At 39.4% G+C, this 23,467-nt stretch carries 23 protein-coding genes; 11 read left to right on the top strand and 12 right to left on the bottom strand.

Annotated features, from left to right (window positions below; genetic code table 11):
- The first annotated feature begins 125 nt into the window (after positions 1-125).
- The 4 genes from xerD (at position 126) to thrC (ending at position 4,682) form a co-directional block, all read left to right on the top strand.
- Positions 126-1,043: a site-specific tyrosine recombinase XerD gene (xerD, locus tag AC07U8_RS01630; RefSeq protein ID WP_004718381.1), complete on the top strand. Its 918-nt coding sequence runs from the start codon at positions 126-128 to the stop codon at positions 1,041-1,043.
- 122 nt (positions 1,044-1,165) lie between these two features.
- Positions 1,166-1,978 (top strand): thioredoxin fold domain-containing protein, encoded by an 813-nt coding sequence (locus AC07U8_RS01625; RefSeq protein WP_004818569.1) that lies wholly within the window; start codon positions 1,166-1,168, stop codon positions 1,976-1,978.
- Positions 1,979-2,103: 125 nt separating this feature from the next.
- Positions 2,104-3,408, top strand: a complete 1,305-nt coding sequence (locus AC07U8_RS01620; RefSeq protein WP_004718385.1) for a homoserine dehydrogenase — start codon at positions 2,104-2,106, stop codon at positions 3,406-3,408.
- A gap of 134 nt (positions 3,409-3,542) precedes the next feature.
- Complete coding sequence (thrC, locus tag AC07U8_RS01615; RefSeq protein WP_004818568.1) at positions 3,543-4,682, top strand: threonine synthase; 1,140 nt, start codon at positions 3,543-3,545, stop codon at positions 4,680-4,682.
- 66 nt (positions 4,683-4,748) lie between these two features.
- Here thrC and AC07U8_RS01610 read toward each other — a convergent pair whose 3' ends face one another.
- From AC07U8_RS01610 to pbpG, 3 genes are all read right to left on the bottom strand, one after another.
- Entirely contained in the window at positions 4,749-5,522 is a 774-nt protein-coding gene (locus AC07U8_RS01610) for a hypothetical protein (protein ID WP_151802259.1), read from the bottom strand.
- Between the two features lie 9 nt (positions 5,523-5,531).
- Positions 5,532-6,161, bottom strand: a complete 630-nt coding sequence (locus AC07U8_RS01605) for a DUF6915 family protein (RefSeq protein ID WP_151802258.1) — start codon at positions 6,159-6,161, stop codon at positions 5,532-5,534.
- A gap of 171 nt (positions 6,162-6,332) precedes the next feature.
- Positions 6,333-7,388, bottom strand: coding sequence for a D-alanyl-D-alanine endopeptidase PBP7/8 (gene pbpG / locus AC07U8_RS01600; protein ID WP_004718389.1), 1,056 nt, complete (start codon positions 7,386-7,388; stop codon positions 6,333-6,335).
- A gap of 232 nt (positions 7,389-7,620) precedes the next feature.
- Here pbpG and gacA point away from each other — a divergent pair, with 232 nt between their 5' ends.
- From gacA to AC07U8_RS01585, 3 genes are read left to right on the top strand one after another with little or no spacing between them, the layout of a single operon-like run.
- Positions 7,621-8,256, top strand: coding sequence for a response regulator transcription factor GacA (gene gacA / locus AC07U8_RS01595; protein WP_004718392.1), 636 nt, complete (start codon positions 7,621-7,623; stop codon positions 8,254-8,256).
- Positions 8,257-8,292: 36 nt separating this feature from the next.
- Positions 8,293-9,861 (top strand): sensor histidine kinase, encoded by a 1,569-nt coding sequence (locus AC07U8_RS01590; RefSeq protein WP_494737194.1) that lies wholly within the window; start codon positions 8,293-8,295, stop codon positions 9,859-9,861.
- A 17-nt stretch (positions 9,862-9,878) separates the two neighbouring features.
- Complete coding sequence (locus tag AC07U8_RS01585) at positions 9,879-11,294, top strand: sigma-54-dependent transcriptional regulator (RefSeq protein ID WP_494737193.1); 1,416 nt, start codon at positions 9,879-9,881, stop codon at positions 11,292-11,294.
- Between the two features lie 201 nt (positions 11,295-11,495).
- On the opposite strand, the gene AC07U8_RS01580 is transcribed toward AC07U8_RS01585, so the two are convergent.
- The 4 genes from AC07U8_RS01580 to lptF form a co-directional block, all read right to left on the bottom strand.
- Complete coding sequence (locus tag AC07U8_RS01580) at positions 11,496-12,674, bottom strand: S41 family peptidase (protein ID WP_209828285.1); 1,179 nt, start codon at positions 12,672-12,674, stop codon at positions 11,496-11,498.
- 30 nt (positions 12,675-12,704) lie between these two features.
- Positions 12,705-14,252, bottom strand: a complete 1,548-nt coding sequence (gene gpmI, locus AC07U8_RS01575; protein WP_034613550.1) for a 2,3-bisphosphoglycerate-independent phosphoglycerate mutase — start codon at positions 14,250-14,252, stop codon at positions 12,705-12,707.
- A gap of 154 nt (positions 14,253-14,406) precedes the next feature.
- Entirely contained in the window at positions 14,407-15,477 is a 1,071-nt protein-coding gene (gene lptG / locus AC07U8_RS01570; RefSeq protein ID WP_004818556.1) for an LPS export ABC transporter permease LptG, read from the bottom strand.
- A complete protein-coding gene (gene lptF, locus AC07U8_RS01565; RefSeq protein ID WP_034613617.1) occupies positions 15,477-16,577 on the bottom strand; it encodes an LPS export ABC transporter permease LptF in 1,101 nt (366 codons plus the stop codon). The genes lptG and lptF overlap by 1 nt, the downstream gene beginning before the upstream one ends.
- Positions 16,578-16,721: 144 nt before the next feature.
- Here lptF and AC07U8_RS01560 point away from each other — a divergent pair, with 144 nt between their 5' ends.
- The 4 genes from AC07U8_RS01560 (at position 16,722) to AC07U8_RS01545 (ending at position 19,639) form a co-directional block, all read left to right on the top strand.
- Entirely contained in the window at positions 16,722-18,170 is a 1,449-nt protein-coding gene (locus AC07U8_RS01560) for a leucyl aminopeptidase (RefSeq protein WP_494737192.1), read from the top strand.
- Positions 18,163-18,570: a DNA polymerase III subunit chi gene (locus AC07U8_RS01555; protein WP_004818553.1), complete on the top strand. Its 408-nt coding sequence runs from the start codon at positions 18,163-18,165 to the stop codon at positions 18,568-18,570. Before AC07U8_RS01560 ends, AC07U8_RS01555 begins: the two co-directional genes overlap by 8 nt.
- Before the next feature lie 32 nt (positions 18,571-18,602).
- Complete coding sequence (gene blhA, locus AC07U8_RS01550) at positions 18,603-19,232, top strand: cell division protein BlhA (RefSeq protein ID WP_239046608.1); 630 nt, start codon at positions 18,603-18,605, stop codon at positions 19,230-19,232.
- A gap of 188 nt (positions 19,233-19,420) precedes the next feature.
- Complete coding sequence (locus AC07U8_RS01545) at positions 19,421-19,639, top strand: hypothetical protein (RefSeq protein WP_494737191.1); 219 nt, start codon at positions 19,421-19,423, stop codon at positions 19,637-19,639.
- Between the two features lie 102 nt (positions 19,640-19,741).
- Here the strand turns inward: AC07U8_RS01545 and AC07U8_RS01540 are convergent, their stop codons facing one another.
- From AC07U8_RS01540 to AC07U8_RS01520, 5 genes are all read right to left on the bottom strand, one after another.
- Positions 19,742-20,284, bottom strand: coding sequence for a hypothetical protein (locus AC07U8_RS01540; RefSeq protein WP_494737190.1), 543 nt, complete (start codon positions 20,282-20,284; stop codon positions 19,742-19,744).
- Complete coding sequence (locus AC07U8_RS01535; protein ID WP_494737189.1) at positions 20,262-20,420, bottom strand: helix-turn-helix domain-containing protein; 159 nt, start codon at positions 20,418-20,420, stop codon at positions 20,262-20,264. The genes AC07U8_RS01540 and AC07U8_RS01535 overlap by 23 nt, the downstream gene beginning before the upstream one ends.
- Positions 20,421-20,536: 116 nt before the next feature.
- Positions 20,537-21,697, bottom strand: coding sequence for a hypothetical protein (locus AC07U8_RS01530; protein ID WP_494737188.1), 1,161 nt, complete (start codon positions 21,695-21,697; stop codon positions 20,537-20,539).
- Between the two features lie 214 nt (positions 21,698-21,911).
- A complete protein-coding gene (gene pgsA / locus AC07U8_RS01525; RefSeq protein ID WP_004718416.1) occupies positions 21,912-22,499 on the bottom strand; it encodes a CDP-diacylglycerol--glycerol-3-phosphate 3-phosphatidyltransferase in 588 nt (195 codons plus the stop codon).
- A gap of 105 nt (positions 22,500-22,604) precedes the next feature.
- Complete coding sequence (locus AC07U8_RS01520; RefSeq protein ID WP_494737187.1) at positions 22,605-23,399, bottom strand: thioesterase family protein; 795 nt, start codon at positions 23,397-23,399, stop codon at positions 22,605-22,607.
- Positions 23,400-23,467 lie beyond the last annotated feature (68 nt).

The raw sequence follows: 23,467 nt of genomic DNA, 5'->3' as shown, positions 1-23,467 counted from the left end.
ATACAAATGAGAATAATTACCAAGTAAGGTTTGATTACAATTCTCATTCAAATACGATATTCGACTTATGTTTTCTTTTAGTCTACATTCCATCAACAAATAAGTTTTAAACACCACCGAAGCCCATGCTAAATAAGAAACCACGTATTCCTGCTGCTGTTGCCATTCCTGAAAATCTAGGCTTTTTACAGGGATTCCGTGACTATTTAATTGCGCAAACGGTCAGTCCGCATACAAGAAACGCCTATTTATCGGACTTAATTCAATGTAGTGAATGTGTAAATTCTTACCTTCCGAATTGGACACATGAAGACATCTCCGATGTGCTTATTCAACTCACCAAACAAGGCAAAAGCCCTCGGTCAATTGCCCGTTCACTTTCTGCTTTACGTTCGTTTTTTAAGTTTTTACGTGAACAAAAGATTCGTTTAGATAATCCTGTCGCGACCCATAAAACCCCAAAACTCGGACGAGCATTGCCTAAAGATTTATCGGAGCAGGACGTTGAAGCACTGATTCAGGCACCAGACGTCACAACAGCGTTGGGTTTGCGTGATCGCGCCATGTTTGAAGTGCTGTATGCTTGTGGTTTACGTGTTTCAGAGCTGTTAAATTTAAGGTTAGATTTGATCAATTTAAAACAAGGCTATTTAAGAATCACAGGTAAAGGCAATAAAGAACGTCTTGTACCTTTAGGCGGGATGGCGTGTGAATGGGTGGAAAAATATTTAACTGAATCTCGCCCGCAACTGTATAAATCTGCTACCGATTATCTATTTCTAACCCAACATGGCGGCATCATGAGTCGTCAAAACTTTTGGTATGCCATCAAGCGTTATGCCTTACAAGCTGGAATTCAAGCTGAGCTATCACCACATACCTTACGCCATGCTTTTGCAACGCATCTTTTAAATCATGGCGCTGACTTACGGGTGGTGCAAATGCTTTTGGGGCATAGTGATTTATCGACCACACAAATTTATACCCATGTCGCACAAATCCGTATGCAACAGCTGCATGAAAAATATCATCCACGCGCTTAATCACTGAGCATGGCGTGTATATCGGCAATTTACATCCCTTAATCAAGTTTTAAAGTACACTATTAAAAATTTTGTTATGCTAATTCCCTCAAATCATGCTGAAGAAACATAAAGAGTTATTTATGCAATTGAATCGTTCAAAATTGATGTTGGCTTGTCTTATTGCAAGCACGATGGCAGTGAGTGCTTGTTCAAAGAATCCAGACTCAAAAAAAGATGACACTTTAACTGCGACAGCACCTGCAACAGGTGAGGCATCGAATTTAACTGAGCGTGATGCAAAACAACGTCTAATCCAAACATTACAAGCCAATTTCAAAAAGGCTGGTGTTAAAGCCAAAATTTTAGATGCTAAACCGACTGAAATGCCCAATCTTTATTGGATCAGTATGGAAGGCATGAGCTCAGTTTATGCAACATCTGATGGTAAATTCCTGATCCAAGGCGATGTGATCCGTTTAGGTGGTGATAAACTCAGTAGCATTGGTGACAAAATACAAGCTGCAGAAAACAAGAAATATCTTGCTGAGTTAAATATTAAGGACCTCTTGGTTTACCCTGCGCAAGGTAAGGTTAAACATGTCATCTATGTATTTACTGATGCAAGCTGTCCTTATTGCCATAAACTTCATGAACATATCAGTGAAATCACGGCTAAAGGTATTGAAATACGTTATATCGCATGGCCACGTGGCGAACAATTTATACCGACGATGGAAAGTATCTGGTGTAGTGCAGACCGTAGTGCTGCATTTAATCAAGCCATTGCCGGTACTGCGCTTCCACCAGCAAGCTGTAAAAATCCAGTTCGTGACCTATATGCTTTAGGTCTAAAAATGGGTGTAAATGGTACCCCTGCGATCTACAATGCAGAGGGTGAATATCTGGGCGGTTATATGACTGCTGACGAAATTGAAAGCCGTTTAAATAAATAATTTTTATCAGTAAATTTACTATTATTTATAGCTCAATATAAAGATGCGTCAGACTCTAGAGTCTGGCGCATTTTTTAGCTATGATCTAAGCTTAATATAATTTATATACATAATTGGAGTGTGACGTGAAACCAGTTCGTCTGGCAATACTCGGTCTTGGAACCGTAGGCGGTGGTGCCCTTAAACTACTACAAGAAAACGCTGCTGAAATTAGACGTCGCACCGGCCGAGAAATTGAAATTACCCACGTAGGTACGCGTCGTCCACGTCCAGATCTAAATTTACCAGCAAGCATTAAACAGAGCGCCGACCTGTTAGATATCGTCCGCCAGCCTGATGTTGATGTTGTCGTTGAAGTCATGGGCGGTATTCACCCTGCTTATGAAGTCATGATGGAAGCGATTAAACATGGCAAGCAAGTGGTAACGGCAAACAAAGCCTTACTGGCAGAACATGGAAATGAGCTGTTTAAAGCGGCTGATGATCACCACGTACAAGTTGCCTTTGAAGCAGCGGTTGCCGGTGGTATTCCAATTATCAAGGTCATTCGTGAAGGCTTAGCAGCCAATAAAATTGAATGGCTGGCCGGTATCATCAATGGTACAGGTAATTTCATTCTGACTGAAATGAGTGAAAAAGGTCGTGCCTTTGCGGACGTACTCAAAGAAGCTCAAGAACTTGGTTATGCCGAAGCAGATCCAACGTTTGATGTTGAAGGCATTGATGCTGCACATAAGCTGACTATTCTTGCATCATGTGCCTTTGGTATTCCTTTACAGTTCGATAAGGTTTATACCGAAGGTATTACCAAGATTACCGCACAAGATGTGAAATACGCTGAAGAGCTTGGCTATAAGATCAAACACTTGGGTATTGCACGTCGTTCTAGCAAAGGCATCGAACTTCGCGTACACCCAACCCTGATTCCTGAAGAAGAGCTTCTTGCCAATGTAAATGGCGTGAAGAATGCTGTTCTGGTTCAAGCCAATGCAGTTGGTCCGACATTGTATTATGGCGCAGGTGCAGGCGCAGGCCCTACTGCTTCTGCGGTTGTGGCAGATGTGGTTGATATTGTCCGTGATATCATTTACACAGAAGATGGTTCAGGTACTATTCCTCAGCTTGCCTTTGAAGCTCTTTCCGACTTGCATATCTTGTCGAGTGATGAGATGACCACAGGTTATTATTTGCGTTTAAATGCTGAAGACCAAACTGGCGTACTCGCAGATGTAACAACAATTTTAAGTCGCACGGGGATCAGTATTGATGCCATCATGCAGCAACCTCGCTTAAAAGATCTGATTCCTATCGTGATTTTGACTGATCCGATCGTCGAATCGAAAATGAATGAAGCGATTGCACAAATTCAAGCCTTACCTGCTATCCATGGCGAAATCGTACGAATTCGTTTAGAATTGCTCGATAACTAATCGGGTTTTAAACTTCTCTAAATTTGCAGCAATACCCTGCAAAGCGCCATTCAATGAATGGCGCAGCCTCTCCGAGTAGAGGCTTAGAGGTTAAAAGAATATCTATTTGCTCTACACACAATTGGAACACCATCATGTCTAATGCCAATCGCTATACAGGACTTGTTGATCGCTATCGTGACCGCTTACCAGTATCGAAAACTACACGTGCTATTTCTTTAAATGAAGGTAATACGCCTCTCATTAAATTAGACAATATTCCCGGTATTATTGGTAAGAATGTTGAAATTTATGTGAAGTATGAAGGTTTAAACCCGACAGGTTCGTTTAAAGACCGTGGCATGACCATGGCAGTGACCAAAGCGGTAGAAGAAGGCTCTAAGGCGATTATCTGTGCATCTACAGGCAATACCTCTGCTGCTGCTGCTGCATATGCTGCTCGTGCGGGTATCAAAGCATTTGTGTTAATCCCAGAAGGCAAAATTGCAATGGGTAAAATGGCACAAGCGATGATGTATGGTGCAATCACTATGCAAATTCGCGGCAACTTCGATGACGGCATGCGTTTGGTTAAAGAAGTTGCAGACCAAGCACCGGTAACGATTGTTAACTCAATCAACCCATACCGCTTACAAGGTCAAAAGACCATTGCTTATGAAATCGTAGAAGCGTTAGGTCGTGCGCCTGACTACCACTGCTTACCTGTCGGTAATGCGGGTAATATCACTGCGCATTGGATGGGTTATACCGAAGCAGTTGCGAATCAACCTGTTGAAGCATTTGAACAAGTGGTTTATGACCCTGCAACAGATAAGTTTACAGGTCCAAACCCTGAAGGTCGCCCAATCATGGTCGGTTATCAAGCTTCTGGTGCTGCACCGTTCTTACGTGGTGGTCCTGTTGAAAACCCAGAAACAGTTGCAACAGCAATTCGTATCGGTAATCCTCAAAGCTTTAATCATGCCAAAGCGGTCGTTCGTGACTCAAATGGCTGGTTTGATGAATTGACTGATGCTGAAATTTTAGAAGCGCAACGTCTGCTTTCTATGTATGAAGGTGTATTTGTTGAACCTGCTTCTGCGGCATCTATCGGTGGTGCAATTCGTGATATCAAAGCAGGTAAAATTGCTGAAGGTTCTGTGATTGTATGTACTGTGACAGGTAATGGTCTAAAAGATCCTGATACTGCAATTAAACAATGTGAAGATGCAGTGATGCTGTCTATTGATGCAACAATGAATCAAGTGAAAGACTCTATTCTTTCAAATATGTAATAACGCATTCATTTATAAAAAAACCAGTTGTGCGCAACTGGTTTTTTTATAAGCTCAAGCTCAACATTATTCTTCTTCATATTGGTCATAGCTATACTGTCTTGCCAAGTCTTTTTCTATACGTTGAATATCTTCAAGACTAATTTCCTTGATTTCAAATAAAGGCTGCTTGAGTAAAGAATTTACTGCATATAAAGCCTCATGTTTCGAATAAGCTATGCTTAAATTTTGCTCAGCCTCGTCATAACTTAGACCTGATTCAGTTGCAATCAATGCTTCCAACAATCCTGGTTGCTCTGAAAGTTCTGATAAGGTTCCATTGAGATGAATAGAACAATAGTCATATTCAGCAAAAATTTTCCCCACACTATTTCTAAGCACTTCTGAGTTTTCTGAATAAACCAAACCAGCAAACCCCTCATCATGCTCTTCAAACCATTGTTGCTTTTTCATCGACCATAAACCATAAAATTTCACTTCTTGATCAAACTGTATCAACTGAAATTTTTGCATCTCGGCAAGCTGAACAAATTCAAATGTATCCTCATCATTTAAGCTTGCAGGTAATACATCCATAGATAATTCATCATCATCCAGAATATGTTCACCACAATGCGCAAAGACAAAATCATCCAGTTGTTTTAATTGCGCCTCATCCGCTTCAAAAAGCGATTCAACTTCATATAAAGCAAAATCACGCGCACTCTCAATTTCAAGTTGCTTATAGGTTGCTTCTGCCTGTTGTTTATTGTCAAAAATATTGGCAATACGATTTCCCGCGATGTAAAAAACCTCATCGTTATAGCCAAAGTATTTTGCACGTATCACATAAGTCGCCATACGAATCCCCTAATTTTTTGTTGATTGCAATGTCTGTTTTCGTTGATATAGACCTTGAGCACTTAAAGGTATTGCCATTCCATTATCCATCCACAATTCAAAATGCATGGCATTAAAAAAATCTGCTGGGCTATACACAATATTTTCCAATGGAGGTAATTCCCCAATACGCGGCAAAATATCGTAAATAAACCAACTGTTGTGGGTGATTAACAAAGAATGCAATTTGCCTGTTAAAGCCAGAGGTGACAACATCAGCTGTGAAAGCGCTTTATCCTGTAAATAATATTGATGTAACTGCTCAAGTTGCTGTTCAAAGTTTTTAGGCAAATGTTTAACATCTATCGCATTAACAAAATCATTTAAGGTTGGAATAAAACGCTGTTGGTAGTCCACCAAGAGATGATCACGCTCACACAAGTCTTTAATATCAATTGACTTGCCTGCACTATTTTGAAGGCTATGCCCAAACACAGGAATCACCACCGAATTTACGCCCCATAATGTATGTAAAATTCGATGACGGGCATCACTGCATAAACTTTTGGTACTATCAATAAATCCATGTATTTGATAATAGTCTTCTGCTTCGCCGCCCCAACGTTTGGCAGAAATCCGTGCATGTTGCATTGCATTCATTATCTAAGGTCATCATTTCTTGTTGTTGTTCAACAGTAACCCATTTTAAAAAACAAGCGAATACAATTTATTGATCATGGTTTATTGATCTACTTAATTTAAGCATAAAAAAAGCCCTTCATATTGAAGAGCTTTTTGTCATTTGGCTGGTTAAGTACCGTGAAAAACCGATTAGATACGTTTCGGTAAATTACTCACCCAATTTAATAAATTGGTTGCATCATTGGTACGTGCCTGAGAAGAACTTGCACCTAATAACACCACCACAGCTGGACGACTATTTACAGTGGTATGCATAACCACGCAACGCCCTGCTTCATTGATATAACCCGTTTTAGAAATATTAATATTCCAGCCACCATTACGTACTAAGGCATTGGTATTGTTTGATTTCAACACGCGATAACCTAAATTAAAGTCATAGTGTGCTGTTGTTGAAAATTGACGGATCAAGCCATATTGCGATGCAGCACTGACTAAAATCCCCAAATCTCGAGCAGAAGAAACATTACGTGGATCTAAACCAGTAGATTCAACATAATGGGTTGAGTTCATGCCCAATTGACGTGCTTTTGAATTCATTGCAGCAAAAAACGCTTGGCGACCACCTGGGTAAGTACGTGCTAAAGCCGCTGCAGCTGGATTTTCAGATTTCATCAATGCCACAAGTAACATTTCAGCACGATTCATGGTATCGCCAACTTTTAAAGTTGAACTTGAATTCTTACCACCAGCACCCGCGAAATCGATTTGTTGCAAGGTGATGTCTTCAGACATATTTAGACGGGCATCAGCGGTAATCACCGCTGTCATCAACTTGGTAATTGATGCAATAGGCAACGCCATATTGGTATTTTTACTAAACAGGACTTCACCTGTTTTTGCATCCATCACCAACGCAGCACGTGCATTTACCGATGGTTGGCTGTTATAGGTATTGGTGTCATAAATCTGTACAGACTTATTGGTCAATGTTGTCGGTGCAGCATTTGACGCACGAATTGTTGTGGTTAAGGTGGTTGAGCCTTTTGGAGAAATATCCTCGCCATCATCATCCAGAGAGTCACCATTGAGTAACTGGCTGGCATCTGAAGAAGACCAATTTACAGTTGCTTGTCCGCTCCCCCCCGATGAGTTCATAATGATTTCAGCAAAACCGGTAGAACTCAAACTGAGTAGTACTGACAAACTCAGCACATGCATTAACGTTTTTTTTGGTTTTTTCACGATAACTTACTCACCTCAAGGAGGTATTCACAAACTTGCTAATTACCTCAAATATGACTTACATTTACACTCAAACGTGACTATATTAAAACAAATATTTCAATCACGCCGTATTATGCGTAAATATTGAATGGATATTAGGAATAGGATTGCCAATTTTGTTATGTCTTTGCAAGTCTTTTTTGCTTTATGTAACAAAAATGTCGATATTGAGAAATTTAAGGAGGTGTAAGTGATTACTGTTTTAGTGGTAGATGACCATGAATTAGTAAGAACCGGCATCTGCAGAATGTTAGAAGATCAGACCGATATTCAAGTCATTGGACAAGCAGAATCTGGTGAAGAAGCAATTACGATAGTAAGGCAACAACATCCCAATGTGGTTTTATTGGACGTCAACATGCCTGGAATTGGTGGTGTAGAAACTACCCGTCGTTTGTTACAAACCGCACCTGATACCAAAGTACTCGCTGTGAGTGGTTTGGCTGAAGAACCCTATCCATCGCTATTATTGAAAGCTGGAGCTCGTGGTTACATTACCAAGGGCGCGCCAATCACTGAAATGGTTCGCGCAATCAAAAAAGTCATGCAAGGCGGTAAGTATTTTAGTGCCGATATTGCCGAACAACTTGCAAGCTCTTATTTATCCGATACACAAACCTCACCTTTTGACGCGCTGTCAGAACGTGAAATGCAAGTTGCCATGATGGTGGTAAATTGTGTCAGTGCACAAGAAATTTCTGACAAACTCTTTGTCAGTGTAAAAACAGTCAATACTTATCGTTATCGTATCTTTGAAAAATTAGGACTTGATAGTGATGTAAAACTCACTCACCTTGCGATACGTTATGGTCTAATTAAGCCATAAATTGATTAAAACAATAATTTATCTTGAGTACGATTTATGTCGCCTACGGTAACGGTTCCCATTTATCAAACAATTTACCGTCTAGGCACACTGTATTCAGGGTATAGATTGGTTATTGCCTTTTGCTTAGTCATTATTTTTCTGATTACCCTTGAACATCAGCCCGTACATTACGAATATCCCAGCTTATATTTTTATTCTCTAACCGCATTTACGCTGATCGCAGCATTACAAATGATGCTGCTCAAGTTCTATCCGCATGGGGTTGGGCGGCAATTTATCGGTTTTTTTATTGTTGATATTCCCTTTCTAAGTACCTTGGTATTTGCCCTTAATGGGCCAAATTTAGCCATCAGTATTTTGTTCGTGATTGCCGTTTTTACCGCGAATTTTCTGCTCAGTAAAAATAAAGCACTATTCGTAACACTGGTTTCTGTGATTGCGATTATTTACCAACAGTTTTTAGGCAGCTTCTTCGATTTTTCAAATTTAAATAATATTAGTAACAGTGCCTTATTGGCTTTTTTATTTTTTATGGTCTATGGCATTGGGCAGATTGCAATTAATCGCTTCCAAGTTTTAGAGTCATTAAATACCTATCAATCGCTTGAATTATTTAAGTTACAGAACATTAACCGCTATATTTTAGAACAGATTGAAGTGGGTTATTTGGTGCTCGATGAAAAGTGCAAAATTATCGTCAGTAACCCTGCTGCCTGTTTACTTTTGGGTATTTCACCACTTTACGCGCATGAGCAATATCATTTATCCAGCTTTCAACCAGACTTATATGAAATCTTAAAAGATGCCATGTTACGTGATGGAGAACGCTTCCAATTTGAATCGCATCAGTCCTCGTATACAGTCGATATTCGCGTACAAAAATTGATTGTTCCGCATCAAGCACTCACGCTTTTGGTCCTCGAAGATGCACAAAAAATTAATCAAAAGGTACAACAACTCAAACTTGCTGCACTTGGTCAATTGTCCGCCAGTATTGCCCATGAGATTCGCAATCCACTTGCTGCCATTGCGCAGGCCAATGATCTCTTTATCAGCAGTGACCCAGAACAACAAACCATTTTAAATCAAATGATTACTAAACAAACCATCCGTATCAATAATATTATTAAAGATACCTTGGATATGGCAAAAAATAAAAAGACCCATACATCGAAAATTAATTTTCAAGAATTTGTTGATGACTTATTACGCCATGATTTAGGGGATGCTCAGGAAAAAATCAAATTAGAGGTTCAAGCTGATGTTTGGATTTATTTTGATGATTCTCATCTTCGACAAGTTTTAGTCAATTTAGTGCGTAATGCATTACGTCATAATGATCAAAATGCTGAACACATTTTAGTGCAAACGTTTAAAAATGAATCACACGTATATATCGATGTGATTGATTATGGGAAAGGCGTCACAAAACAAGATCTTTCGCAATTATTTCAGCCATTTTTTAGTACCGAAATCAATGGAACTGGTTTAGGATTGTACCTATCGCAGACGATATGCGAAGCGAATCAAGCGAAACTAATTTACGTAGAGCAAAAACAACAAGGGGCGTGCTTCCGTATCGAATGCCCACTCATGGATTAGATTAGGTTTTTGGGGATATGACTACACGACAACCATTGGTTTTACTTGTAGATGATGAACAAGATTTATGTATGTTAATGCAAATGAGCCTTTCTCGGATGGGCATCAAAACGCATATGGCACACCATTTACAACAAGCCAAGTATTTTTTTAGTGAATATAAATATGATGCCTGTATTACCGATTTAAACCTCCCTGATGGTAGTGGTTTAGATTTGGTTAAACATGTATCGCAGCACTATCCTAAAACGCCTATTGCGGTCTTAACTGCATATGGCAATATGGAAATTGCGATTGCCTCGCTGAAAGCAGGCGCTTTTGATTTTGTCAGCAAACCGATTAACCAGTTACATCTGCAACAGCTTTTACAAAAAGCCTTGCATGTACCGCAGTTAAGAGAAACGATCAGCGATACACCGCTTGAAGAATCAATGCTCATCGGTGATTCACAGGTGATTCGTAAGTTAAGAGAATCGATTAAAAAAATTGCCCGTTCACAAGCTCCCGTATTTATCACGGGTGAATCTGGAACAGGCAAAGAGGTTGTTGCCAACCTCATCCATCTACTCAGCAACCGCAGTGATAGCCCTTTTGTTGCGATTAATTGTGGTGCAATTTCTGAAGAGTTGATGGAGAGTGAGCTATTTGGGCATAAAAAAGGTTGCTTTTCAGGTGCAACTCAAGACAAACAGGGTCTTATTCAAGCTGCCAATGGTGGTACCCTGTTTTTAGATGAAATTGCAGAACTGTCATTGGCGATGCAAGCCAAACTGTTACGAGCATTGCAAGAAAAGAAAATTCGTCCTCTAGGCAGTGATAGCGAAATCGAAGTTGATTTTCGTATTATCAGTGCAACACATCAAGACATTGAAGCATTCGTTGAACAAGGCAAATTCCGCCATGATCTGTTCTTTAGAATTCATGTGATGGATATTGTCCTGCCGCCATTGCGCGAACGTGATTGTGATATTCTAATTTTAGCCAATCATTTTCTTCAGCAAATTTGTACAGAGTGGCGTATTTCAACCAAGTCTTTCACTGAACAAGCCAAAGCTTTTCTTTTGCAACAACATTACTCAGGCAATGTTCGTGAATTACGCAATATCATTGAAAAAGCCATTACCATGAGTGATGAAGACTATATTGATATTCAACAGCTACAACCAGCTCCACATCGTGGTGTCCACAAAGTCGAACAGCATGATCTGATGCAAAGTAAAGCCTTGCCTATCATCATGCCGAATAAAGCACAAAACATTCCAGAAGAAGGTTTGGAGCAATATTTGGAAAAAGTTGAAAAAGAAGTGTTGTTATCTGCATTAAATCAAACCCATTGGAATCGCACTTTAGCTGCGAAGAAATTGGGCATGACCTTTCGTTCTTTACGTTACCGTTTGAAAAAGTTTGGTTTAGATACCGATGATGATGAATAAAAGCAGCCTCCATTCTTCATCATAATATCAACTCAAGCGTTTTTGTTTTTTGTACGGTTTATAGTAGCGACATAGATGTCGTCATTGAGTAAGGGGGTAGAAGGCCCCCTTAGCCAACACAACGTGATTTAACTGCCGAATGTCATATATAGCAGCATAAAACGGCTACAGTGTTATAAATTCACTTCTCAGCATTCAACTTTATCTATCACGATGTTTTAATAGTTGATCTGCAACATTATTTAAATAAGTTTCTTCTTTTTGATCTAAAGCCCATGGATATTCCAAATTAGGGCGAATACCCTGCCCATCAATCATATTGCCATTAGGCGTATAATAATGCGAAACCGTCATTTGTAATGCAGCGCCATTTGGCAATGGAAATAACTTCTGTACAACGCCTTTGCCATAGCTTTTTTCACCAATGACCCAAGCACGTTGATGCTCTTTCATTGCAGCTGTAAAGACTTCTGCGGCAGATGCTGAACGACCATTAATCAAAATACCTAATTTGGTATTGGACGACTCATCACCCGGTAAGGCTTGGAATTGTTGATTGCCTTCTGAACGACTTTTGGTAGAAACAATCGTTCCCTGAGTTAAAAACAGATCAGCCGTTTCAACAGCAGCGGAGAGTAAACCACCGGGGTTATTGCGCAGGTCGAATAGCACGGCTTTTACTTTTTGAGTACTGTATTCTTCAATTAAACGTTTAATTTCATTGGCAGTATCTTGTTGAAAGACTTTGACTTTAAGAACCAGAACTTGATTATGCAACATAACCGGCTCTATATCTGCCACTTCTAATTTTCGATTTCTGACCACCGTGATGGCTGGGCTTTTTTCATTGAGTTGCAACTGAAAAGTTGAACCAATCGAACCATGTAATAAATCTTCAACTTGTTGAGCATTTAAATTTTTAAGTTCTTGATTCTCAATTTTAAAAATAGTGAAGCCATTTTTTAAACCAAGTTTAAATGAGTCTGAATTATCGCGTAAATTCTTCACTTTCCATTGATGAATATGACTATCGAAAGCGAGTTCAAAGTCAGCAGTCGCAAGGTCACTTTCCGTATATTGCATTAACTGTTTATATTCTTCAGGACTTAGATAACGTGAATAGCGATCTAAACCACCCACCAGCCCTTTGATTGCCTGTAGAAACAGAACATCATCAGGTTTTTCCTGAACATAATTATCTTTGACGATGCCGTAGATTTGCACAAACTGCTCAATCGATTCAATCGGCACTTCGGCAATACTTTCTTCGACATCACCATCAAAATCAAGTGCGGCAGCATTTTCTGCCGCCCAAACTGAATGGCTTCCACAGGCCAACAATCCTGTTAATACAGCAATATATTTCCAAGCTTGAGCCATTCACGCACCTAGTTTTTAATAGAGATAATTTTATGCTTTCAATGTAATCAGATTACGGCCTTGCATTTCTGTCGGTACAGGGAGATGCATTAAACTTAAAATAGTCGGTGCAACATCTGCTAAAACTCCACCTTCAGCAATCGTCGCTGAGCTTGGTCCAACATAAATGAAAGGTACAAGTTCAGTGGTATGTTGGGTATGGACTTGACCACTCACATAATCCTGCATTTGCTCGACATTACCATGATCAGCGGTAATCAGCATGTGACCATGCTTTGCCATTACTGCTTCATATAAACGACCAAGGCTTGTATCAACCGCTTCAACTGCTTTCACAGCTGCATCAAACACGCCAGTATGACCCACCATATCGCCATTGGCATAGTTCACCACCAAAAGGTCAAACTCGCCTGAATTGATCGCATCCACCAGCTTGTCAGTGACTTCTGGTGCGCTCATTTCTGGTTGTAGATCATAAGTCGCCACTTTTGGTGATGGGATTAGAATTCGTTTTTCACCTGGATATTCATCTTCACGGCCACCGCTAAAAAAGAAAGTCACATGGGCATATTTTTCTGTTTCTGCAATACGTAACTGCGTTTTGCCTAAAGAAGATAAGTATTCACCAATTGAATTTTTTAAACCTTCTGGCATATACGCCACTGGTGCATCGATCGTCGCTTGATAACGCGTTAACATCACAAATTTGGATAGATGTGGTACCACTTTACGCTCAAAACCAGCAAAGTCTTGCTCGACAAAGGCTTTGGTAATTTCACGGGCACGATCAGCACGGAAATTCATAAAGACTACACTGTCGCCATCTTGAATTTTTGCGATTTCACCAATACGGGTTGCTTTAACAAATTCATCATTTTCATTGGCTGAATAAGCTTGCTCTAAGCCTTCAACTGCTGAATCAACAACACGTAAAGCTTCTCCTTCAGTCATCAGGCGGTAAGCTTGTTCCACACGATCCCAACGATTATCACGATCCATGGCAAAGTAACGTCCAATCATGGTGGCAATACGCCCTTGATTTGGATATTGTGCAAATACAGCATCGAGTTTTTCTAAAGAAGGTTTTGCACTCCGTGGTGGCGTATCACGACCATCTAAGAACGCATGTAAATAGACTTTTGCCCCACGTTTCAAGGCAAGCTCACACATCGCAATAATATGGTCTTGATGAGAGTGGACACCGCCCTCTGACAACAGTCCCATGATGTGTAATGCACCATTTGCTGCTTTGGCTTTTTCTACAGCATCAATCAGAACTTCATGCTCAAAAAAGTCGCCGGTACGAATGTCTTTGGTGATACGGGTAAAATCTTGATACAGCACACGACCTGCACCCAAGTTCATATGACCCACTTCTGAGTTACCCATTTGCCCATCTGGCAAACCCACATCTTCACCTGAACCTGAAATTAAACTATGCGGATGCTTTTCTTGCATCATGGTTAGATTTGGCGTTTTTGCTGCTAAAAACGCATTATCTTCGACCGCTTCACGATGACCCACACCATCCATAATCACTAGAACGTGAGGGATTTTGCCAGCAGTTGCATCCGTCATGATTTACACTCTTTACTGTTTACAAATTAATCGTTACATCTTACCGTTTTTTTACGGCAGACTCTATGCTAAGACCATGGCAAAAACGGGTTGCCATCATCTAAATTTCTAATCTAGTTAAAATTCAACCGACCTAAGCAATTGATTCATCAAATTATCTTGCTCTATACAACAAATAACTGCCGATACCAAACATCAATACAATTGGCAAAAATACAAACCAAGCTGGCGATGGTGCATAGACCAAACTCGCATAGCCCAAGAAGTCTTGTATGTAATAGAAGCCCAAACCAACAAATAATGCGATGACTAAGCGAAAACCCATTGATTGTTGGCGCAAAGGCCCAAAAATAAATGAACAGGCAATCAACACCAATGCAAGTAACGCAAATGGTGAACCAATATTTTTCCAGAAAGCCAAAAGATATGTCTTCGGTACTTGGCTATATTCATGCATATATTGCATAAAACTCAACAACTGCGTAGGGGCTAAGTCCTCAGGATTGATGGTCACCATATGCACATATTTCGGTTGCAATGCGAGTGCTAAATCCTGTTGGTTTTTATTGACAACTTGAGCTTGACCGTTGTCCAATAAATTGACTTGGGCACTGTTTTTTAAATTCCATTGACCTTCTTTGAAGAACTGCCCTTCTTCCGAATTTAGCAATGATTTCATTCGATAATTTTCGTCAAAATCGACAACTTGAACTTGTTTTAGCGTGCCTTGCGAGTTGGCATAATCAATATAAATAAAGCGTTGCCCTTCACGTGTCCAATAGCCTTTAACTTCCCCAAGCGCCGCGACACTGCGATGGCTTTTAATACTTTTCGCCTGTTCATTGGTATAGGGAATTACGAATTGGGTCAATAAAAATGAAAGCACCACCAAAAGCATCGCTGAACGCATCACCCAACCAACAATACGCCAGAGGCTAATACCCGCTGCTCGCATCACAATCAGTTCACTGTTGGAAGCCATTGAACCTAAACCCAATACAGCCCCGATCAAGGCTGCAATTGGAAGAATCTCATACAAATAACGAGGTGCGCCCCATAAAACATATTGCAACGCATTCCAAGCCGTATAGCCTTGTTTAAGATCACTTAACTCACCCAAATAGGTGAACAAGATCTGCAAACTGGCAAGGACTGCGGTCGCACCTAACATGGCGAGCAAGGTGGTTTTCGTCACATGTTTTGCGACAATTCTACGTGCTAACATTATGATTTTACTCGCTGTATTTGCTTTTTAATCTTAGGTGCTAATTTCTGCTTTCTTGAAAATAGAGCGGCAGCAACAGCATAGAATAATAACACTGCAGGATATGCCCAAACACCCACCTCATCTTTACTGATACGGGTTCGTATTGCCATGAGTGCCACAATTAAGCTGGCAAAAATCAATAATGCTGGGAAAAGTTTGAGATAGCGACCTTGTCTTGGGCTGACTTCACACAATGCAGTTGCCAGCATTAAGGCGACAATAATGGAAAACGGAACAAATAAGCGCCATCCCAACTCACTTGCCACAACAGGGTCATTTCTATTTTCAAGCAATTTGCCAAAAGATAGCCCCTCAACTTCATCACTTTCAAACTTGGCTTCTTTATTATTTTCTAAACGTAGACGATAAGATTGGAATTCTGTTTGGCTATATTTGGGTGTTCCAGGATAAATTTCATAACGGCGACCTTCGACTAAATCGACCACACTGGCGGTTTCATTGGCAATTTCAATCCGTGTCGCTTCCTTTGCCAAAATCATGACATCAGGTTTGCCTTCTTTTTCAGCACGTTGATAAAAGAAAATATCTTTTAGATTTTTACGATCTTCAGATAAAGAGCCTGCATAAATCGTATAAGCCCCCGAAGAAATAAACTCACGTGGCCGAACTAAATCAAAGCCTGTTCGTACCGCTTGTGTAGAGATCAGTTGCTCATATTGACGGATCCCCCATGGAGACATCCAAATCATTAAGACACTTTGTACACACAAGTAAATAACAGTCAGTGGAATCAATAATCTGGCGACTTGAATACGGCTAATACCACTCCCGTTCAGTACCGCCATTTCATGATCGACATATAAACGACCAAAAACCAGCATCAACCCAATAAAGAAACCCAAAGGAAGAATTAAAGTCAAAAACTCAGGTAAACGAAAACCGATAATACTCAACAGAATACTCGGATCTACACGCCCCATAGCAGCTTGACCAAATCGTTTAATCAATTGCCCACCCATCATAATGACTGTCAGTAATGTGACAACCACAAGAGAGGTCGAAACGACTTGTTTGACAAGGTAACGTCGAATAATCAAATTAATCTTCCAAATAAGGGTAATATCGTGATGTAGCGCTAGTTTACCCGAAGTTAAAATTATAAAACTAGATTGAAATTCTACCATTTGAAGTGGTTCAATGGTTTAATGATTTGAAATGTACAAAAGGCACAAAGACAACACATGAAACTTACGATCAATACGTCATTTTCAGCGTCTACATCTAGCCAGTCGTTATTTATTCTGGTGGATTCTGAAAACGCTAAACAAGCTCAAGAAACATATAAAATCAATGACTTGAACAGCATAATTGAAGACACTCAATTCAAAGCAAGTTTAAACGAAACTCTACCACTTATCGGAAAGCTAACTCAAGTTACGCAATGTACTTTATTGGGCATAGATAAAGCCTCTGAAATTAAAGCTGCGAAATTAGCAAAAATCGCACAAACCATTATCAAAGCTTCACAAAAAAAATTCCAAAAAATCAGCATCGATATTTCGGCTTTACCGACTGAGTTACATTATCTATTTGCATTAAATTTGACGCAAGCTGCATATGCTTATGATGAATTCAAATCGAAGAAGAATGAGTTTACTTTAAAAAATATTGAATTTATTGCAACGCAATCAAGTCTGACTGCAGAACAGATCACGCTTATTGAAGCTGTTCAAAAAGGTCAAAACTTTGCCCGTGACTTAGGTAACTGCCCTCCTAATATTTGCTTCCCTGAATATTTAGCAGAACAAGCACGTGCTTTAGCAGCTGAATTCCCTGAGCTTTTACAAGTAACGGTACTTGAAGAACAACAACTTGCTGATCTAGGCATGCATGCTTTCCTTGCGGTAAGCAAAGGTTCTGATCGTCCAGGACGAGTGATTACCCTTGAATATAAAGCCAATCCTGATCAAGCACCAATCGTACTTGTGGGTAAAGGTGTGACTTTTGATACAGGTGGTATTTCATTAAAACCGGGCTTAGGCATGGATGAAATGAAATTTGATATGTGTGGTTCAGCATCTGTGCTGGGTACGATTCGTGCACTTTGTGAAGCGAAACTCCCGATTCATGTAGTTGGCGCAATTGCTGCTGCTGAAAACATGCCTTCTGGCCATGCAACTCGCCCAGGTGATATTGTAACCACCATGAGTGGTCAAACGGTTGAAATCCTGAATACCGATGCCGAAGGCCGTTTAGTCCTTTGTGATACCTTAACGTATATTAAACGCTTTAATCCTGCATTGGTGATTGATATTGCAACATTGACTGGGGCTTGTGTGGTGGCTTTAGGTTCAGTGGTTTCAGGTTTATTTACACCAGATGATGAACTTGCAGAAGAAATTACAGCAGCAGGACACACTGCATTTGACCGTGTATGGCGTATGCCCGTATATGACGATTATCAAGAACAACTTGATTCGCCATTTGCCGATATTGCCAATATTGGCGGGCCAAAAGCTGGCGCAGTTACAGCAGCTTGCTTCTTACAACGCTTTACCCGTGACTATCGTTGGGCACACTTAGACATTGCAGGTACAGCGTGGAATTCTGGTGCAAATAAAGGTGCAACAGGCCGTCCAGTGCCATTGTTGATGCAATTAATTGCCAACCGTGTACAAAAGAATGGCTAAAATTAGCTTTTATTTGTTTGAAAAAAGCCCTGAGCGACAGGTGGAAAGTGCCTGTCGTTTATGTCGTAAAATTTTACGAAATGCAGCCAAAGTTTGGTTGCATTGCCCTGATGTAGACATGCAGCAACAACTGGATGAACGTTTATGGAGCTTTGATCCGACCAGTTTTATTGCGCATGGAATTGATCAAATTGATGCACCGATCTGTATTTCTTCAAGATTACCTGAGTCTTTAGACTGGATTGTGTTTAATTTTAACAATCAAGCACTTGAACAAGTGACACAATTTAGTCACATTATAGAAATCATTGAAAATGCTGAATCAGCAAAACAAATTGGTCGAGAGAAATATAAAGCCTATCGACGAATGGGTGTTTCGCCTCAAACATTTAAACTTTAATTCTTTATTCTCATTTTATATCAAGGAGATGCGTGGTGACATTAAATGTCGGTCAAGATTTTAAAAAGCGCTGGTTAGATACGCCTGAAGCGGTACGCCAAACTTTTGTAGATGACCTCAACCGCATCTGTGACCTTCTTAGCCCTAAAACAAATGTACAGGACTGGCTAAGTAACGACCAACGCCAAATGCAAGTGGCGCAACTCCAAGTTGAACACGCCTACGCTGAGCTAAAAGCCCAGCTGATTGAAGAAGCACGTATCCGTAGACAATTAGCACTTGAAAAATCTTTAGCGGAAAAACGAGCATTACAGCACGCCTATAATTTAGCACTACAACAAGATGAAATTCAGCAGTTTGAACATCAACAATTGACCTTACAAAATTTACGTCAACAAATTGATATTGAAATTTCAGAATACAGTGAAAAATACACTAAAAATCCTGATTATCCAGCAATAGATTATGCCAATGGGCAATTCCGCATCACAGATGCGCAAATGACTTCAGAGTTGGAAAGTGTTCGTCTACGTCTTGAGTTAGAAGCAGAAACGCTCATCGAACAGAGCTTAAATGCTTTACGTAGCAAACTACAAACTGCGGCAAAAGAAGAGATTGAATATATTTTGGCAAATTCGAATTTTTCGGCAGAGAAAAAATAAAGTTTATTTATTTTAATCGGATATCCACGTTTACTTGTCACGAAAATGCAATATTAATGTCACATGATAGTCATCTCGGATGGCTTTAACGCTTATGTGTACAGGTTAAAAATATTTTAAGTGATCAACTCAGTGAGTTTTTATTTTCAAGATAAAAATTTCCAATCACTTGCATCAGGATGAATAAAATGGATCTGCTTAACCACATTTCGAACCAAATTGCGCGACTACATTCAGGTGAAAAATGGACTGTTTCTATACAAGATTTACTGATTAGCCGTGTAGATTTTCAATCGCTTTCAGTATTTCTTTCTCGGGAATCTGAAAAAGGGATTTTTTCACTGACTGATATGGACAAGCTAAAATCACGCTTTGAACATACCTCTTTGACGATTATCAAAAACTAGTCACATAATGCTCATATGTTTGAAACAAAAAGCTCACATTGAGCTTTTTTGTTTAGATAAAGATAATCAAAACTCAGTTAAATTTTAAATTATCTTTTTTTATTAAATTGTGAAATCAACATTTTTAGGAACCACAATTTTTCGGGGCTCACTTCCTTTTTCAAATACACTTATATAAATAATTTCTACAGGAAAAGACTTTCCTAGGGGTTCAACTTTAATCACCGTTTTTCTATTCGCTACAACAACGCTATATTTTTTTCGATTAAGATTTTGAATATATTCATCAAACTCTCCATAAATTTTAATTTTTTGCAGTTCAGAGTAAAAGGATGCTATATCCCTATAATCCCTCATTTGATCAACTAAATGTGCAATTATTTCTTGAACATCTGATGGCAAATTATCTTCCAAAAATAAATAATCTGCCCAGCATGTTGCTGAATTTTCGATAAACTGTTTTCCAGAATAAATCACTGATGTTTCAACCATTAAAGTTTTACAATCAAAGTCATCCTCTATCTTTTCTTGGCTTTCAACTGTTGGTATCTCTTGTGGTTTATTAAAGTAGTCAATATCTTGCAGATCAAGAGCTCTCGCTAAAGCACGACAAGTATCAAAACTAGCAGATCCCCCTTTTTTCAATTCGCTGAATAGTTCTAATACTTAATTCTGAAATTTCTGCTAATTGCTCTTGTGTCCAACTCCTTAATTCTCTAGTCAGCCTAATTACTAAACCTAGTTCAACATTAGTCAATTTTCTAAAGTTAGAATTTGTCATATACTTCCCTCAAACTTATTTCATTAAGAATATATTTTGAGATTAAAATAATAAGTGCACTTAAAACACGACAGGAACATGACAACAAACTACTGCTTTACATATATTAATGTTCATCAACAGATAATTTTTGAAATTAGCTTGGCTTCAATCCGCAAGGTCTCATTGTTGTTTTGATCAATTTCAACCAAATATTTTCCATTGGAATAAAAAATAGAGTTGTCTTTTAAAGCAAAACTCATGACGCCTTTTTTTAATACAATCATCTCACCAGAAGCTGTCATCTTGATCAACTCCCAAGAATTTGGAATCATCCCTGGATATTTTTCGCCCGCCTTCTGATTACGTTCTAAATTTTGCTGAGCCTTAATCAAATTACCTTCAACAAATAACTCTTCTTCTGACTTTTGTTGCGATTTGGCTGGATTATTTCCAGACGTTGTTTTTAATGATTCACCTGTATAGCGTTGAGTAAAGAAATCCAACCACCCCACAATCGCACGAATAATTTTAAAAGGCGCAAAAATAATATCTTTAAACGTTGTTAACGGGGATTGGTGAGCGCCATCACGGGAATACGGGCGTTTAATAAAGTACAAATTGCCCTGCTCATCCATTTTGGGTTTAAAGAAATCAAACTTTGGATTTGAAGCGATTGTTTGCAACTCGCCTGTTCCCATATCCAAATGAAAAATTTCTTTGGGGCTATAGGCAATACGGTGTTCGCCATAGGCTAAACCACACGAATCATAATACAACTGCATGGTATCTCGCGGATCAAAACATGGATTTGAATCCTGACAATCCCCTTCGGTCAAATACTGTGTTCGATTGGCGTCTAAAGGCAGAATACAAATATGCCGTTCATAACCTTGGGTGTTAACGGATAGTGCTAAACGCTTTTTAGATTCATCATAAGCCATGTCCTGCACCACAAAATCATTCTTTCGTAATACTAAGCCTTCGGTTTCTTGTAAATCTGTCAATGATTTGATATTGATCGAAGTGCCTTCTTGCAAACAAGCGGTATAAATCATTTTATGATCAGCAGTAAGAGCAACATCTGTGGGGAAAATATGGTTTAAATCCACCTCATCATTTTGTGACAATGCTCCCATGAACTGTGCACCCGTACCTTTGGTTTTCCAATCTTTACGTTGCTGAATCTCAACTAAATTCTTTTTATATAAGTCAATGGCTTGGCAAGGAACCGTAATACTTTTATTCCCATCCAATAAATACAAATTTTGATTCGATAAATAGAGCAATGCTGCCATGTGTATTCCTTAATTTTACCTGCAATGGCGTGTTTCTCAATATTCCAGTTACAGTGTTTCTTGTAATTTGATTGATTTTCAATATAGCCCAAGATGATGTTTAACGATTTGTATCTGTTTTCATCAATCTTTCCATTGTACTGACTTTCAAGCACAAAAAAAGCCTTTCACGAGAGAAAGGCTTTGATCTGTATATTGCATTCATTTGTGCAGATTAAGGCTGTTTTAAATAAGGCCACGCTGCTTTTAAATAAATAAACATCGACCAGAGTGTCAAAATGACCGCGGTATATAACAAGGCATAAGCCAGTATTTCAAGCGGCTGCCAATTCAATAAAAACACCGTGATCGCAATCATCTGAAAGGCTGTTTTATATTTACCCACCGTGGAGACTGCTACATTGGTACGTGCACCTAATTCAGCCATCCATTCACGCAGTGCTGAAACTGTAATTTCACGTGAAATAATCACAATTGCGGCAAATGCCATAGTGATTGATGGTTGCCATTGCACTAAAACAATCAGTGCTGCTGCCACCATTAATTTATCTGCAACTGGATCTAAAAAACGTCCAAAAGCTGAGGTTTGATTTAATGTTCGTGCCAGATAACCATCAAACCAATCTGTGACTGCTGCAACAACAAAAATTGCAGTCAAGATAATATGACGCGTCATACCACCAGTATGTCCAGCTACTCCAATTGCAGGTGGCCAATAGGCAATAATTAAAAAAACAGGAATTAACGCGATTCGAGCAAGCGTCAAGATATTTGGAATATTCAGGATACGACCTGTAGTCATAGACACCGCCAGTGAGTCCCCTACTTACCCGAATGAAGGTAAATAATAATTTAGAGTAAAGCTCTATTTCGTTAGTACTTTAAACGATTCACATGAAACTGTCGACTAGGTAAATACTGTAACCGTCTGTCTTGCAATCGCAATGAGTCGATTTTGCTCATCCCAAAGATAGGCATGTTCTGTTGCATATCCATGCTCAGCAAAGTCTGTAATCACTTTATACTTGAACCAATCATTCAACTGATTTTGTAAAGGATGGATAAACGTTACTTGCCAAGTCAGTGTACTTGCGGGCGCAGGCAGTTTAAACATCGGCAATACACCGGGTGGCCAAACGTCCATTAAGGTCATGATATCTGAGACATTCATTTCTCGATTGGCATGTAGCTCAGGGTCAAAACGACACCAACCTGAAAAATCAGGTTGTTTACTGCCTGACATTGGATAATTCCCTTCAGTCCATGCCAGTTGGAAATTTTTTACACACTCTGGAAAAGGTAAATATTTAGGGACAATATTAATCTGATCAAGTGGCGGAAAATCAGGGGCTTGAGGCTCTAAAGACACTTGAATTTTAGAATCTCGTTGGCTACCAAAACTTGCAATTAAAATACTCTGCACAGCTTCATTTTGCCACAGTCTGACTTCAATTGTGGTAACTGACTTACCTTGTCTCAGAATTTCAGCAGTCAATTTCACTGGTGTTTCTTCAACAGGCCCAACAAAAGTGACACTACAACTTAACAACTTTTTAACTGGATCGTGAATGGTTGCAATTGCTTTATAAACCAACATACCTGCAACGAGACCACCAAAGATGGTGCGCCCCTGCAACCACCCTTGAGGAATATCAATCCACTCTTCTTGTTCAATCTGCTGAAATAGCGATTCTAATGACATGATCTGTCCAATTTTCCAATCTTTGCTGTACTGTTTCATATTTAACATGAGATGAAAATGATCAGTGA

This window comes from Acinetobacter sp. GW821-FHT01E09 (genome assembly GCF_059422385.1).
This window is presented reverse-complemented; position numbering and strand designations above follow the sequence as displayed.

What these genes read in the sequence shown, in the direction of transcription:
- xerD (WP_004718381.1), top strand. Translation starts at nt 126, where the DNA reads ATGCTAAATAAGAAACCACGTATTCCTGCTGCTGTTGCCATTCCTGAA.
- AC07U8_RS01625 (WP_004818569.1), top strand. Translation starts at nt 1,166, where the DNA reads ATGCAATTGAATCGTTCAAAATTGATGTTGGCTTGTCTTATTGCAAGC.
- thrC (WP_004818568.1), top strand. Translation starts at nt 3,543, where the DNA reads ATGTCTAATGCCAATCGCTATACAGGACTTGTTGATCGCTATCGTGAC.
- AC07U8_RS01610 (WP_151802259.1), bottom strand. Translation starts at nt 5,522, where the DNA reads ATGGCGACTTATGTGATACGTGCAAAATACTTTGGCTATAACGATGAG.
- AC07U8_RS01605 (WP_151802258.1), bottom strand. Translation starts at nt 6,161, where the DNA reads ATGAATGCAATGCAACATGCACGGATTTCTGCCAAACGTTGGGGCGGC.
- AC07U8_RS01590 (WP_494737194.1), top strand. Translation starts at nt 8,293, where the DNA reads ATGTCGCCTACGGTAACGGTTCCCATTTATCAAACAATTTACCGTCTA.
- AC07U8_RS01585 (WP_494737193.1), top strand. Translation starts at nt 9,879, where the DNA reads ATGACTACACGACAACCATTGGTTTTACTTGTAGATGATGAACAAGAT.
- AC07U8_RS01580 (WP_209828285.1), bottom strand. Translation starts at nt 12,674, where the DNA reads ATGGCTCAAGCTTGGAAATATATTGCTGTATTAACAGGATTGTTGGCC.
- gpmI (WP_034613550.1), bottom strand. Translation starts at nt 14,252, where the DNA reads ATGACGGATGCAACTGCTGGCAAAATCCCTCACGTTCTAGTGATTATG.
- lptG (WP_004818556.1), bottom strand. Translation starts at nt 15,477, where the DNA reads ATGTTAGCACGTAGAATTGTCGCAAAACATGTGACGAAAACCACCTTG.
- AC07U8_RS01560 (WP_494737192.1), top strand. Translation starts at nt 16,722, where the DNA reads ATGAAACTTACGATCAATACGTCATTTTCAGCGTCTACATCTAGCCAG.
- AC07U8_RS01555 (WP_004818553.1), top strand. Translation starts at nt 18,163, where the DNA reads ATGGCTAAAATTAGCTTTTATTTGTTTGAAAAAAGCCCTGAGCGACAG.
- AC07U8_RS01545 (WP_494737191.1), top strand. Translation starts at nt 19,421, where the DNA reads ATGGATCTGCTTAACCACATTTCGAACCAAATTGCGCGACTACATTCA.
- AC07U8_RS01535 (WP_494737189.1), bottom strand. Translation starts at nt 20,420, where the DNA reads ATGACAAATTCTAACTTTAGAAAATTGACTAATGTTGAACTAGGTTTA.
- AC07U8_RS01530 (WP_494737188.1), bottom strand. Translation starts at nt 21,697, where the DNA reads ATGGCAGCATTGCTCTATTTATCGAATCAAAATTTGTATTTATTGGAT.
- pgsA (WP_004718416.1), bottom strand. Translation starts at nt 22,499, where the DNA reads ATGACTACAGGTCGTATCCTGAATATTCCAAATATCTTGACGCTTGCT.
- AC07U8_RS01520 (WP_494737187.1), bottom strand. Translation starts at nt 23,399, where the DNA reads ATGTCATTAGAATCGCTATTTCAGCAGATTGAACAAGAAGAGTGGATT.